Annotated in this window: 13 protein-coding genes; 4 read left to right on the forward strand and 9 right to left on the reverse strand. The window is 34.7% G+C overall.

The window, feature by feature from the left end; genetic code table 11:
• Window positions 1–143: 143 nt before the first annotated feature.
• The 5 genes from glgB to glgA all read right to left on the reverse strand — a co-directional run bounded on the left by glgB (window position 144) and on the right by glgA (window position 8239).
• Window positions 144–2054, reverse strand: coding sequence for a 1,4-alpha-glucan branching protein GlgB (gene glgB, locus ACRHOC_RS07510; RefSeq protein ID WP_431157984.1), 1911 nt, complete (start codon window positions 2052–2054; stop codon window positions 144–146).
• Between the two features lie 6 nt (window positions 2055–2060).
• On the reverse strand, window positions 2061–3695 hold the full coding sequence (locus ACRHOC_RS07515; RefSeq protein ID WP_431157985.1) for a trehalose synthase: 1635 nt from the start codon (window positions 3693–3695) through the stop codon (window positions 2061–2063).
• Complete coding sequence (locus ACRHOC_RS07520) at window positions 3696–5636, reverse strand: alpha-1,4-glucan--maltose-1-phosphate maltosyltransferase (RefSeq protein ID WP_431157986.1); 1941 nt, start codon at window positions 5634–5636, stop codon at window positions 3696–3698.
• Between the two features lie 126 nt (window positions 5637–5762).
• The gene (locus ACRHOC_RS07525; protein ID WP_431157987.1) at window positions 5763–7031 is read right to left on the reverse strand and encodes a glucose-1-phosphate adenylyltransferase; all 1269 of its coding nucleotides are present in this window, start codon (window positions 7029–7031) and stop codon (window positions 5763–5765) included.
• Window positions 7028–8239: a glycogen synthase gene (gene glgA, locus ACRHOC_RS07530; protein ID WP_431157988.1), complete on the reverse strand. Its 1212-nt coding sequence runs from the start codon at window positions 8237–8239 to the stop codon at window positions 7028–7030. The genes ACRHOC_RS07525 and glgA overlap by 4 nt, the downstream gene beginning before the upstream one ends.
• Before the next feature lie 157 nt (window positions 8240–8396).
• On the opposite strand from glgA, the gene msrB reads away from it, so the two are divergent.
• From msrB to lpdA, 3 genes are read left to right on the forward strand one after another with little or no spacing between them, the layout of a single operon-like run.
• Window positions 8397–8882 carry a peptide-methionine (R)-S-oxide reductase MsrB gene (msrB, locus tag ACRHOC_RS07535; RefSeq protein ID WP_431157989.1) on the forward strand — a complete coding sequence of 162 codons (486 nt, stop codon included), beginning with the start codon at window positions 8397–8399 and terminating at the stop codon, window positions 8880–8882.
• A gap of 2 nt (window positions 8883–8884) precedes the next feature.
• The gene (locus ACRHOC_RS07540; RefSeq protein ID WP_431157990.1) at window positions 8885–9433 is read left to right on the forward strand and encodes a DUF1572 family protein; all 549 of its coding nucleotides are present in this window, start codon (window positions 8885–8887) and stop codon (window positions 9431–9433) included.
• A 56-nt stretch (window positions 9434–9489) separates the two neighbouring features.
• On the forward strand, window positions 9490–10866 hold the full coding sequence (gene lpdA / locus ACRHOC_RS07545) for a dihydrolipoyl dehydrogenase (RefSeq protein WP_431157991.1): 1377 nt from the start codon (window positions 9490–9492) through the stop codon (window positions 10864–10866).
• A 54-nt stretch (window positions 10867–10920) separates the two neighbouring features.
• Here the strand turns inward: lpdA and ACRHOC_RS07550 are convergent, their stop codons facing one another.
• From ACRHOC_RS07550 to ACRHOC_RS07565, 4 genes are all read right to left on the reverse strand, one after another.
• Complete coding sequence (locus ACRHOC_RS07550) at window positions 10921–11442, reverse strand: outer membrane beta-barrel protein (protein WP_431157992.1); 522 nt, start codon at window positions 11440–11442, stop codon at window positions 10921–10923.
• Between the two features lie 141 nt (window positions 11443–11583).
• A complete protein-coding gene (locus tag ACRHOC_RS07555) occupies window positions 11584–12060 on the reverse strand; it encodes a hypothetical protein (protein ID WP_431157993.1) in 477 nt (158 codons plus the stop codon).
• 2 nt (window positions 12061–12062) lie between these two features.
• Window positions 12063–12482 (reverse strand): type II 3-dehydroquinate dehydratase, encoded by a 420-nt coding sequence (gene aroQ, locus ACRHOC_RS07560; protein WP_431157994.1) that lies wholly within the window; start codon window positions 12480–12482, stop codon window positions 12063–12065.
• Between the two features lie 47 nt (window positions 12483–12529).
• Window positions 12530–13408: a hypothetical protein gene (locus tag ACRHOC_RS07565; RefSeq protein WP_431157995.1), complete on the reverse strand. Its 879-nt coding sequence runs from the start codon at window positions 13406–13408 to the stop codon at window positions 12530–12532.
• Window positions 13409–13496: 88 nt separating this feature from the next.
• On the opposite strand from ACRHOC_RS07565, the gene ACRHOC_RS07570 reads away from it, so the two are divergent.
• Window positions 13497–13841, forward strand: a complete 345-nt coding sequence (locus tag ACRHOC_RS07570) for a TM2 domain-containing protein (RefSeq protein ID WP_431157996.1) — start codon at window positions 13497–13499, stop codon at window positions 13839–13841.
• Window positions 13842–13854: the final 13 nt, after the last annotated feature.

The raw sequence follows: 13854 nt of genomic DNA on the forward strand, positions 1-13854 counted from the left end.
TTATTCAAAAAAGCACGTAAAAAAACGGAAAAATAAGAACTTAAGAAAGTGTTAAAGCCTCTATTTATGCAGAATTGTTAACTATATCGTTTTCGGCAGTTTATTTTAGTTAAAATGCAATTAAAAGACTTTCTTTTTAAGAATTACTTGGTGTATTTAAAGGCCACCATACCTAATGGTGGAATATCAATTTCTATAGAATTATCTCTGAATTGCCATGGATTATCTTTAGTTGCCTGCATTTTATTTTTATAAGCTCCAGAACCAAAATACTTTTTAAGATCACTATTAAAAACTTCCTTAAGCTTACCCTTACGTGGTACACCCATTTTATAGTTTTCTCTTGGTACTGGCGTCATATTACAAGCAATAACTAAATCATTCTCTTCATCATTACCCTTTCTTATATAAACTAAAACAGAATTCTCAGAGTCATTATAATCAATCCATTCAAATCCTTCGCCTGTGAACTGTTTTTCATACAAAGCAGGTTCACTTTTATAGAGCTTATTTAAGTCTTTAATTAACGCCTGTACACCTTTATGAGGTTCGTATTGCAGTAAATGCCAATCTAGGCTTTGTTGGAAGTTCCACTCCTCACTTTGACCAAACTCAGCGCCTTGGAAAAGCAGGTTTGTACCAGGATGTGTAAACATATATGAGTACAACAGTCTTAAATTCGCAAAGCGTTGCCACTCATCACCTGGCATACGACCCAAAATTGAATGCTTACCATAAACCACCTCATCATGACTTAATGGTAGCATGAAGTTTTCTGTAAACGCATAGGTCATACTGAATGTCAGGTCGTTTTGATGATGTTTACGATAAATTGGTTCTTTTGCAAAATACTGCAAGGTATCATGCATCCAACCCATCATCCATTTCATACCGAAACCTAAACCACCAATATAAGTTGGTTTAGAAACCATAGGAAAAGATGTGGATTCTTCAGCTATAGTTTGAACATCTGGAAATGCATTATAAACGGCCTCGTTCATCTCACGCATAAAAGCAATAGCTTCTAAATTTTCGCGTCCTCCAAACATATTTGGTTCCCATTCACCGTCTTCTCTACTGTAGTCTAAAAAGAGCATTGAAGCAACAGCATCTACACGTAAACCATCGGCATGGTATTGGTCTAACCAAAATATAGCATTACTGATAAGAAATGACTTTACCTCATTTCGGCCATAATTAAAAATGAGACTTTTCCAATCGGGATGATAGCCTTTTCTTCGATCTGGATGCTCGTATAAAGCAGACCCATCAAAAAATCCTAATCCATGAGCATCTTCTGGGAAATGCGAAGGCACCCAATCGAGTATAATACCTATATCATTCTGGTGTAATTTATCCACCAATAATTTAAAATCTTCAGGATATCCAAAACGCGAGGTCGGCGCAAAATAGCCTGTAAGCTGATAGCCCCAAGATGGATCGTATGGATATTCCATTATTGGCATTAACTCCACATGCGTGAAATTCATATCCTTCACATAAGACACCAAGTCATCAGCTAACTCCTCATAGGTGAGAAAACGATTTTCTTCTACTTTTTTCTTCCAAGATCCTAAATGTACTTCGTAGACCGAAAAAGGTGCATCTAATGCATTGTGCTTCTCACGCTTTTTCATCCATTTATTGTCCTTCCACTTGTAACTGTCATCCCATACAATCGATGCGGTTCTTGGTGGATGCTCACATCGTCTTGCGTAAGGATCGGCCTTCTCAGTTTTTATATCGTTATGATGGCTATGGATTTTGTATTTATAAACGTTGCCTTTACCAACTCCAGGTATAAAACCTTCCCAAATACCACTTCCATCCCAACGTACATTTAGCTTATGGTCGCCTTCTAGCCAAAAGTTAAAATCACCAATTACCGAAACTGATTTTGCACTAGGTGCCCATACTGCAAAATATGTACCCTCTACTCCATCAACAGTGGTGATGTATGATCCGAATTTTTCATACAGTCGGTAATGCTTTCCTGACTTAAATAAATTAATATCAAAATCTGTAAATAAACTATGTACTTTAACTTCTGCCATAAATCTTTAGTGGTTGATAATATTTGAAATTCCTTTTAAAGGAATCACAGCCCATCGTGGACGAGAGTTTAGCTCATAACCCAACTCATATACTGCCTTTTCTAACATTGAATACTTTAATAAGAAAATGCGCTCTTGGTTATAGCCAATATTGATATTTGCGTTTTGAATTTCTGTAACATACGTGCCTAAAAACACATTTTTGAGATAGCGATACAAGACCTCACCTGCATCAAATAGCTCATCTTGAGAATGCTTATAATTCTTTAGATTATTAAAGATTGTAGCATATATCGCGTAATGAAATGACCTAAATAAACCAGCTACATCTTTAAGTGGTGGTTGTTTTACCTTTCGATCTCTAATGGTACTTTCTGGCTCACCTTCAAAATCTAAAATATAGAAATCATCATTTTGTACTAGGATCTGTCCTAAATGGTAATCGCCATGCACGCGTAGTCTTTCACCCTTTAATTTGGTCCAATCAAAATCTACAAACCGTTTTCTGATTTCATTTTTTTTCTCCAGAAATTCATTAGCCAATTCCAAAGCCAGTCCGTCTAGCTTGTGTAAATTATTTTCTACAGCATTGAGACGATTCTGAAATTGATATAATAATCGGTTTTTTAACCAAACCGTATAATCTCCATTAAATCGTGTGGGTGTGAACGCTGTATCTTCAAACTCAGAGCCTAAAGCAATATGCATCTCTGCAGTTCGCTTGGCCAATGTTTGAACTTTGGTAAAAACATTAAGTCCTACCCAATCAATAATTTGAGGCGGAATGTCTCTAATAGTCATGCGCTCAAAACGGTTAGCAATTGGTAAGGCCTCTATATTTATGTTCTTATATTCTAAATTAGAAAACACTTTATGTAATTCCTTGAGCATGTAATCCCACGCATCGCCTTCATTAGGAACCATTTCGTTCATTAAGGCAATCGTTATATTGGTGTTTTCTTGATCTTTTATTTGCATGCTACCTAGGTAGGCAGGTGTATTCTTAAAATCTTTCTTTTCTGATAAGAAACGACTCATTTCATAGTCTGGGTTTCGATCTGCGTAAATGCGTCTAAAGAACTTTAATACAAACTTATCGTTATAGATTATGGATGTATTGCTTTGTTCCAAGCCCATAAACCGAGATGATTCGTATTTACAATCTGTAAATAAAGAACTACGTTTATATTGAACTCGCGTTCGGTCTTTTGGCAGAGCCGTTAAAATACGCTCAAATACGACTCTTCTAAAGGCTTCTAAATTGATGGCATCTATAATATAACCTTCCTGATTTTGAATACTTATTGGTAAAATTCGGTCATCTTGTGCAAAGCTCTCATCGGAAACAAAGGCAATTGGTAAAAAGTAATGCTGATAAAATGCTTCATAGAAATTAACCTCTAAAATAAGGCCATAATACACTTCTTCATTCTGCTGAATTCTGAAGTATTCTGATAATTCTATGTATTTAAGTTTACTCGATTTACCACCATACCAGCGTTGTTTGATGATATACTTTTCAAGAACATCAGATAAAAATGTCTTTACAAAATCCTCATTTTCCATTAATTCTTCCCACCTCACATCAAAATTGTAAGGTGTTGAAAGGTTAGAAACGGTATTGGATTTCTTCTTTGACATTTATTTGTTTATTTTGAAAATATGAAATGGTAATGTTGGGTGTAACTCTACAAAATTCCACTCACTGTGCCAGTTGTAACTACTTCCCGTAACCAAATCACTCACTGTTATTTGTTGACCTTCATGAACACCCAATTCTGCCAATGGTAATTGAACTGAACCTTGTTGCATGTAATAATGCTCTAAGCTTACAATAATTAATAACTCATCTGTCTTGGCATCATTCCATTTGTAAAAAGCTATTAGGTTATCATTTTCAATATGACAGAACTTAATATTATTAGTTTGTTGTAAGGCTTCATGCTCATGTCTAATAGCATTAACCTTAGTAATAATTGAAGTCAATTTATTCTGAATGGACCAATCATAATGCTTTACCTCAAATTTCTCAGACATATAATACTCTTCCTTCCCAGGAATTGCCTCATCGATCTGCTGCTCGAATACAGGACCATAAATACCAATATTTGAACTTAGTGTTGCAGCCAGAACATAACGCTGAATATACTTAGATTCATTAGCACCCTGCAAATGATAAGGATTTATGTCGGGCGTATTTGGCCAAAAATTTGGTCGCATATATTCGCGCTGATCAGACTCCGTCAATTCGGTCATATACTCAATAAGCTCATGCTTGGTATTACGCCATGTGAAATAGGTGTAAGACTGCGTATAGCCTTGCTTAGCCAACTGTTGCATTACCTTTGGCTTTGTAAAGGCCTCAGCCAAGAAAATTACATCAGGATGTTTCTTTTTAACCTCTGATATCGCCCAGTTCCAAAAATAGTAAGGCTTAGTGTGTGGATTATCCACTCTAAATACATTTATACCACAATCTTCTATCCAGTAAAGTAGAATATCAAGACACTCTTTCCAAAGGTTTTTATAGTCTTTGCTTTCCCAATAGATTGGCAATATGTCTTGGTATTTTTTCGGTGGATTTTCTGCATATTGAACCGTACCATCTGGACGCCATTTAAACCAATCTGGATGCTCTGTTACCCAAGGATGATCTGGTGCTGCTTGTAAGGCATAATCCATAGCTACTTCTATACCTAGACCCTTTGCTTTTTCAACAAGCATTTTAAAATCTTCGACAGTTCCTAGCTGTGGATGAATGTCTTTATGACCTCCATGTTTAGATCCAATTCCCCAAGCCGATCCTGAGTCACCTTCTTTAGCATCTGTTGTATTATTTCTTCCTTTACGGTTAACTTCACCTATTGGATGTACTGGTGGAAAATACAAAGTATCAAATCCCATTTCTGCAATGCGAGGTAGTAAGCGCACACAGTCTTTGAAAGTACCATGTTGTCCTTCGGTCTCAGAAGATGATCTTGGAAAGAACTCATACCAAGTACTAAATAAAGCTTTCTTTCGATCTACATAGACTTGATATTCCTGCGTTTCATTAGCAAGATCCTTTTCTGGATATTTTACAAAAATCTCATGCAGATTTGATGATTTGGCCTCAACTATTGCTTCTTCATACTTACCTTCATCACCAAAACAGTCTATACAATATTTTAAATATTGCTCTTCTTCTTTTGAAGCTTTTTTAAGCAATGGCTTTATGTAAGTGATACCTTCTAATAATTCAGACTTAACATGCTGATTATCGTCAATCTTTCTTTCGATACCATGTTGCCAATTAAGCGCATGATCTACCCAACCTTGAACTTTATAGCTATAAAAGCCTTGTTTAGTAACCTTGAAAACCGTACGCCATTCATCATTAACAACAAGATGCATTCGAGCCTCACTCCATTTACGCTCCTTTTCATGCTTAAATAACACTGAAGCCGCAATGACGTCATGGCCATCTACTAAAACATGTGCATCTACATTTATTATTTCGTTTACAATACGTTTTATGAAAAACTCCCCACCGTTTATTTGAGGTTTAACGGCATCAATTACAACTCGTCTTTGGTTCAGCATTTTTATGGTTGAATGTTAATTACGTTGCGAAATTACTATAGAATTTGAATATAAAAAATAATCTGCTTCTCGTAGAACAACTACAACGTTATAATTGGATAACTCTTTAAAAAACAATTAAATAATCTATTGAATAATGGTTTTGGATGGAATTACAGCATCTTTTTTAACGACGACAATACCATCTTTTATAAAGTAGGTATCTGTCTCTGCATCTTCTAAATGCTTTCCACCATTTATCCTTACATCATCACCTATTCTACAGTTTTTATCAAGGATAACATTTTTAATGAAGCATCGCTCACCAATTCCCATGAATATTTTAATCTTCTTTTCTTGAACCTCTTCTAAGGATTCATAATGGTCATTACCCATCATATAACAATTAATAACTGTAGATTCCGCTCCAATACGCGACCGAATTCCTATCACAGAGCGTTCGATCTTAGCGGCATGAATAATACTTCCTTCTGAAATTACAGTTCTATCTAGTAGTGTCCCTGAAATCTTTGACGTAGGCAAAATTCGTGCATTGGTATAAACACGTTGGTTGTTATCGTACAAGTTAAACTTCGGAATTTCGTCTGTTAAACCTAAATTGGCTTCAAAGAAAGAATCGATATTACCAATATCAGTCCAATAACCTTCAAACTGATAACTTAAAGTTTTATGCTTTTCAATAGCATCAGGAATAATCTCTTTACCAAAATCTACTTTATCAGGTTCCTCCATTAATTCCACTAACAGATCTCTATTGAAAATATAGATTCCCATCGATGCTAGATAATGTCTTCCTTCATTTTTCATATCATCACTAACCGGCGAGGTCCAATCTGGTAACAAGGAAGCATCTGGCTTTTCGATAAAAGATTTTATGATATTATTTTCGTCTGTTTTTAAAATACCAAATGCCGTTGCATCCTTAGCATTAACCGGTTGTGTTGCTATTGAAATTTCTGCACCACTTTCTATATGTGCAGAGATCATCTTATTAAAATCCATTTGATATAGCTGATCTCCAGAAAGTATCAGTACATACTCAAAATCGTGCTGTAATACATGATGCATACTCTGCCTAACAGCATCTGCAGTACCTTGAAACCACTTATCACTATTAATGGTTTGCTCAGCTGCCAAAACATCTACAAAGGCAGAACTAAAAAAACTAAAATGATACGTGTTTTTAATATGCCTATTTAATGAAGCAGAATTAAACTGAGTTAATACATACATTCTTTTTATGTCTGAATTAATACAGTTTGAAATTGGGATGTCCACCAATCGATACTTTCCAGCAATGGGTACTGCTGGTTTTGATCTGTTTTCTGTTAATGGATATAATCGAGACCCTTGACCTCCTCCTAAAATAATGGATATGACTTTGTCGTTAATCATCTTTTATTTATTAGTGATTGATAAATTGATTTTGTTTGTTTTGCAATGGCCTTCCAGTCAAAAAATGCCTCAACTCGTTGTCGACCAGCTTTTGCCATTTTATGTCTTAATGCGTCATCTTTAATAACACGATTTATACCTTCTGCTAAGTCACGAGAAAACTTATCTGGATCAACAGGCTCAAATGGTGCTTCATTTTGTTGCACTACATCAATTAACAATCCTGTTTCACCTTCTACCACAACCTCTTTAATACCACCAACTGCACTTGCTACAACAGCAGTTTCACAAGCCATAGCTTCTATGTTTATTATTCCGAATGGCTCATATATAGAAGGGCAACAAAATACCGACGCATGAGAATAGAGTTGAATCACATCTTTTTTATCTAGCATTTTATCTATCCAAAAGATATTATCTCTCGATTTTGATGCCTCTTCTACTGCATCTTCCATTTCCTTAGCAATTTCTTTTGTATCTGGTGCACCAGCACAAAGTACAATCTGTGTTTCTGCATCGATATACTTTATAGCATTGACTAAATGTATAATGCCCTTCTGTCTTGTAATTCGTCCTACAAATAACACGAAAGGTTTATTCTTATCAATACCATACTGATCTAAAACATCTGTTTCTTTTACTACTGCATATTCCTTTAGATCAATACCATTGTATACAACTTCGACTTTTGATTCATCAACATTAAAATGCTTTAATACATCTTCTTTAGTTTCTTCAGAAACTGCAATGAGACAATCGGCCATTTCAATAGCTGTTTTCTCCACCCAAGATGAGGCATCATATCCTCTACCGAGTTGCTCGCGTTTCCAAGGTCTTAAAGGCTCTAAAGAATGCGTTGTTACGACTAGGGGTGTACCATAGCACAACTTTGCCATTATACCTGCAAAATGTGAATACCAAGTATGACAATGTACTACATCTGCATCAATCTTGTCCGCATTCATATGAAGTCCTGTACTTAAGGTCTTAAATACCGATTTTAGTTTATCATCGCTACTATCAAAAAGACCATCTTCGAAAGGATAACCGGTGACATTTAAGTTTGATCCTTTTGCATTTTGATCTCCAAAAGCTCTAACATCAATTTCCATGAGTTCTGACAATTCCTTTGCCAAATATTCTACATGAACACCAGCGCCTCCGTACACATATGGTGGAAATTCTCTTGTTAAGAATAATGCCTTCATTTAATTGTTGGTTTTAATTGGATACAAAATAACGAAAGAGGTATTTAAGATACTTAAAAAAATGGAATCCTTAACAATAAAATAACCGAAAACGGTTTAGTAAGTTTTTAACGTATTCTTCGACAATTGGGTAAGACATATTTAGTACTTTTATAACATGAAAAAGATCTTATTATTTACACTAACAGTTCTATTTTTAAACTGTAATACGTCCGCCCAAAAAAAGGAAACCGAAGAGAAGGTAAAATATCCTGTCACAAAGACTGATGCTGAATGGAAGGCACAACTTACTGATGCGCAATATTATGTTTTACGACAAGCCGGAACAGAGAGACCATTTACAAGTCCATTAAATAAAAATTATGATGAAGGTATATACCATTGTGCCGCTTGTGACACCCCTCTTTTTAAAAGCGAACATAAATTTGACTCTGGGACTGGGTGGCCTAGCTTTGATAGAACAATAAATGGAAACGTCGCCTTTTCTACAGATTATAAAATAGGATATGCTCGCACCGAAGAACACTGTGCTACTTGTGGCGGACATTTAGGTCATGTTTTTAATGATGGGCCGAGAGATACTACCGGTAAAAGACATTGTATAAATGGTGTAGCGCTAAAATTTGTGCCATCTAAAGGGTAAACATGAGCAGTTATTTACAAAGCGTAAAAAAACAATTTCTGTATTATAAAAATCTTGGTGATAAATCCTTAGATCAACTATCCTTTGATGAAATTATAGCCAATAATGAGGACGCTAATTCTATTGCCATAATTGCTAAACATATTTCTGGTAATATGTTAAGTCGATGGACTAATTTTTTAACTGAAGACGGTGAGAAAAGCTGGAGACATCGTGATAACGAATTTATAGATGTCTTTGAAAATAAAGCCTCTATTGAAGCATACTGGGAAAAAGGTTGGAATTGCCTATTTAACGCTTTAGATGAGCTCACAGATGATCATTTGGAAGACATTGTTTACATAAGAAATCAAGGTCATACAGTGATTGAAGCGATTAATCGGCAACTGATGCACTATGCGTATCACATTGGTCAGATAGTTTATATTGCAAAGACTATTAGGGGATCAGAATGGCAATCTTTATCTGTACCAAAAGGAAAATCAGTGGCCTACAACCAAGAGAAATTCTCTAAAGACAAAGGCAAAAGACATTTTACTGAAGACCTTTAATATTACGTTTACGTTTCGTAAATTCGTACCCTCAAAATTCAACTAAAAAATTACTCATGAGTAAATACGATATTATAGTATTAGGAAGTGGACCAGGTGGCTATGTTACAGCAATAAGAGCCTCCCAGTTAGGATTTAAAACAGCTGTCGTAGAAAAAGAAAGTCTTGGTGGTGTTTGTTTAAATTGGGGTTGTATCCCTACCAAAGCCTTATTGAAATCTGCTCAAGTTTTTGAATATTTAAAACATGCTGAAGACTACGGATTAAATGTTAAAGACGCATCACATGATTTTGATGCCGTTGTAAAACGTAGCCGTGGTGTTGCCGATGGTATGAGTAACGGCGTTAAATTCTTAATGAAGAAAAATAAGATCGACGTCATTGAAGGATTTGGCAAATTAAAACCAGGTAAGAAAATTGATGTTGACGGAACCGAATATTCTGCTGATCATATCATAATTGCAACTGGAGCTAGATCTCGTGAATTACCTAGCTTACCTCAAGATGGTAAAAAAGTAATTGGTTACAGAGAGGCTATGACATTGGATAAGCAACCTAAGAAAATGATAGTTGTAGGTTCTGGTGCTATTGGTGTGGAGTTTGCTTATTTCTATAATTCTATGGGCACAGAAGTAACGATAGTAGAATATATGCCTAAAATTGTACCTGTTGAAGACGATGAAGTTTCAAAACAATTAGAACGAAGCTTTAAGAAATCTGGCATTAAGATTATGACATCTTCTGAAGTAACCTCTGTAGATACATCTGGTAAAGGTGTAAAAGCTACTGTAAAAACTAAAAAAGGTGAAGAAGTTTTAGAAGCTGATATTGTACTTTCTGCAGTTGGTATAAAATCAAATATTGAAAATATTGGATTGGAAGATGTTGGTGTTGCTGTTGATAGAGATAAAATCTTAGTAAATGATTATTATCAAACTAATATTCCTGGCTATTATGCAATAGGTGATGTTACACCTGGGCAAGCTTTAGCCCATGTAGCTTCTGCCGAAGGGATATTATGTGTAGAAAAAATAGCTGGTCATCATGTTGAAGCCCTAGATTATGGTAACGTACCAGGATGTACCTACTGTTCTCCAGAAATTGCAAGTGTTGGTCTTACTGAAGCCCAAGCAAAAGATCAAGGTTTTGATATTAAGGTTGGTAAGTTCCCATTCTCAGCATCTGGTAAAGCGAGTGCAGGTGGTAATAAAGAAGGATTTGTAAAAGTAATTTTTGATGCTAAATATGGTGAATGGCTAGGTTGCCATATGATTGGTGCTGGCGTTACAGATATGATTGCTGAAGCGGTTTTAGGAAGAAAGTTAGAAACCACAGGTCATGAGGTTTTAAAGGCTGTCCATCCTCACCCAACGATGAGTGAAGCTGTAATGGAAGCAGTAGCTGATGCTTACGATGAAGTTATTCATCTTTAAGCTGTAATAAGAATATAATAGAAAAGCGATTCAAATATGAATCGCTTTTTTAATTTAAAATCTATAGCCAAGTCCTAGCCTGAAATTTTGCCTAGATCCAGTGTTGAACTGATCTATCACAATCTGATTCTCTAAACTAGCACTCATAGATGCATTAATATAAAAGTGTTTACTAATATCATATTCTACACCAAATTCTGCAGCCAAACTAAAATTCTTAGCTAATGCTTTGTCATCCAAGATAAAATCAAATCTTGGTCCAATATACATTCTAAACTTGTCTGTAAAATGGTATTTAAATAGTAATGGGATTTCAATAAAATGATCTTGACGATATGTTACATATCTTAATTCAAACTGAAAGCTTGTCTTTAGCGACAATCTCGTGTCTGAAAAAAATCCAGCATAATAATTCACTTGATCAAATGAACTGTCCGCATTAAAGACAAAAGTCTGGTCGATACCAGCCTTAATACCAAATGTTGTCTTGTTTTTGTCGTCCTCAGAATACTCCTGGGCATAAGACATTAATGAAGTTAGTGTAATAACAGTACACAATAAAAAGAGTTTTCTCATAATTGATTGATGTTAGAAATTAATAGGTACAAACCTAGACTTGTATTCTGTTAATTAATCCTAACTAATTCACAATCAAAGCATAATGCACAGTTAATACTGTGTGAAAATTCTTAATTTTTCTAAAATCTTTTGTGCTTACTAGATTTTATAGCCTAGGCCTAGAAAAATAATATTTGGAGAAAACTCCTGGAATCCTAAGGTATATTTCATGTGTAAACTTAATCTCGAACCTAAATCGTAATCTAAGCTTACATCAGCTCTTACCTTAAATTTATTAGAAAAGAAATCAAAAAAGTAATTTAAGCTGGGTCCCAATAAAATGTGAAAGTCATTACTGATGTCATACTTTAGATAAATAGGCGCATTAATAAATTCAAAATCGCCAACACCCTTGTATAGTATTTCTGGCTGGATATGAAACCCATCATCTATTATGAAATCGGCAAAAAAGCCTCCGTAAAATCCAGTATCAGATTCTGGAGTAGTCCCAAAATTACCTTCATTTACTTTAAAAAATGTAATGTTTACACCTCCTTTTACCCCAAAGTCAACCTGAGAATTACCTACATAAAAACCAAATACTAAAAGAAAGAATAGTAATGAACGGCGTTTCATAATTAATCTATTAGACTTTGTATGGCTAAATCATAACTTTTAAGACCAAATCCTATAATCACACCTTTGGCATTAGGTGAAATATATGATTGATGTCTAAATTCTTCACGTGAAAATGTGTTGGATATGTGCACTTCGATTACAGGCGATTTAATAGCACTTATCGCATCACCAATACCTACAGAGGTGTGTGTATATGCACCAGCATTAAGAATTATACCATCAGAAACAAAACCCACCTCATGAAGTTTATCGATAATTTCCCCTTCAATATTGGATTGGTAGTAATCGATATTAAGATCTTTAAACTTTATCTTAAGTTCATCTAAGTAATCATCAAAGGTCTTTCTACCATAGATTTCTGGCTCGCGCTTGCCCAACAAATTTAGATTTGGCCCATTGATAATGATAAGATTCTTCATAAAGTAAAGATATTAAAATAAGGGTATCATAAAGTAATATATCAGAATCATTGTTTTTGGAGTAAATCTATTTTGGTGGTCTCCCCTTTTTTAAGGTTTGTCATAGTTTTAATAGTGTTATCACCATTAACAATTTCAATAATTGCTGTATTAGAGCCTATAGTACCTTCTGAATCCGAATGAATCGTTAAGCTAATCTTTTCTTTATTCATATTAACGTTTAAGATTTTCTTCTCATCCGTTATTCGATATTTTGAGAGAATTGGTTTACCATCTTGTTTTATGGTTACAATATCATCATCAATCTGACCAGCATCATAAACTAAAAACTTAACGTCACTAGACTTTACAATTACAGAAGTCACCTCGCCTTTTTTGAGTACATTAAGATTAATTGTATCTAATATTTTTAGATTTTGCATTTTCTGTTTCGTACTGTCTGCTATACGTTTTGATTTCTGAACACGACTGGTGAACTTATTAATACGGTTTGAAATCTTTTCTACACTACTCATGGCAATTTCACCATCTATACACTCCGTACCATCACTAAATCTACCTTTAAAATCACCAGAAAGTTTGTCAGAGCCCAATTTAAATTTCGATGGCTCAAAGTTTACATTACAAAAATCATACGCATCTAATGAAACAGGTGATTTCGTATATATGATTTCAACCTCTTTAAAACTTAATAGTTTGGATTCCTTATCGTACTGTCCAACGATTTTAGACTTCGTCTCATGGGCTCCTCCAAAATCTGTTAAGCTAAATCCAGAAATAGTCCCGTTATCTTCACTAAATTCTAACTTATATTTAATTAACAACGTGTCTTGTAACTTAATAAAGCCAGCATACTTATTATCATTCTGTCCTAACAAAAATTGACTTGTTAAAACTAGGAATAAGAAGATTTTGAGGATTTTCATAATTTTTACTTGTAAGAAATGTAATAAACTAAACTATTGGTGAATTTAAATTTTTATTCTATTTTAGAGCAAACTTAAACCAATTTTTATGAAAATTAAATTATTACTTTCTGCCTTTGCAATTATGTTATGCATGAGTTCTGCTTTTGCATCGTTCCCTGTAAAAAGAGCCTCAGTAGCTACTGAGACAACAATTACTACTGAAGTTTCTAACGACGAGGTTTCAGAAGCAATTCCTGCAGCATATGCAGGTAAAGACAAGTGGATTGCTGCAGCATTGTGGTTTGTATTAGGTGGTTTTGCCGCACACAGATGGTACATTGGAAGTCCATGGTATTGGAATGTACTTTACATTCTTACTTTAGGATTCTTCATTGTAGGACACATCATTGACATTGTGCAAATATTGACGGATTCCTATCCAGGTCTTTAATTAGAATTTAATT

The sequence above is a fragment of the Winogradskyella poriferorum genome, from assembly GCF_050618035.1.
GTDB classification, from domain to species: Bacteria; Bacteroidota; Bacteroidia; order Flavobacteriales; family Flavobacteriaceae; genus Winogradskyella; species Winogradskyella poriferorum_A.

Excerpts from the sequence above, each read along its gene's own strand:
- glgB (WP_431157984.1), bottom strand. The coding sequence starts at position 2,054 with ATGGCAGAAGTTAAAGTACATAGTTTATTTACAGATTTTGATATTAAT.
- ACRHOC_RS07515 (WP_431157985.1), bottom strand. The coding sequence starts at position 3,695 with ATGTCAAAGAAGAAATCCAATACCGTTTCTAACCTTTCAACACCTTAC.
- ACRHOC_RS07520 (WP_431157986.1), bottom strand. The coding sequence starts at position 5,636 with ATGCTGAACCAAAGACGAGTTGTAATTGATGCCGTTAAACCTCAAATA.
- ACRHOC_RS07525 (WP_431157987.1), bottom strand. The coding sequence starts at position 7,031 with ATGATTAACGACAAAGTCATATCCATTATTTTAGGAGGAGGTCAAGGG.
- glgA (WP_431157988.1), bottom strand. The coding sequence starts at position 8,239 with ATGAAGGCATTATTCTTAACAAGAGAATTTCCACCATATGTGTACGGA.
- msrB (WP_431157989.1), top strand. The coding sequence starts at position 8,397 with ATGAAAAAGATCTTATTATTTACACTAACAGTTCTATTTTTAAACTGT.
- ACRHOC_RS07540 (WP_431157990.1), top strand. The coding sequence starts at position 8,885 with ATGAGCAGTTATTTACAAAGCGTAAAAAAACAATTTCTGTATTATAAA.
- lpdA (WP_431157991.1), top strand. The coding sequence starts at position 9,490 with ATGAGTAAATACGATATTATAGTATTAGGAAGTGGACCAGGTGGCTAT.
- ACRHOC_RS07550 (WP_431157992.1), bottom strand. The coding sequence starts at position 11,442 with ATGAGAAAACTCTTTTTATTGTGTACTGTTATTACACTAACTTCATTA.
- ACRHOC_RS07555 (WP_431157993.1), bottom strand. The coding sequence starts at position 12,060 with ATGAAACGCCGTTCATTACTATTCTTTCTTTTAGTATTTGGTTTTTAT.
- aroQ (WP_431157994.1), bottom strand. The coding sequence starts at position 12,482 with ATGAAGAATCTTATCATTATCAATGGGCCAAATCTAAATTTGTTGGGC.
- ACRHOC_RS07565 (WP_431157995.1), bottom strand. The coding sequence starts at position 13,408 with ATGAAAATCCTCAAAATCTTCTTATTCCTAGTTTTAACAAGTCAATTT.
- ACRHOC_RS07570 (WP_431157996.1), top strand. The coding sequence starts at position 13,497 with ATGAAAATTAAATTATTACTTTCTGCCTTTGCAATTATGTTATGCATG.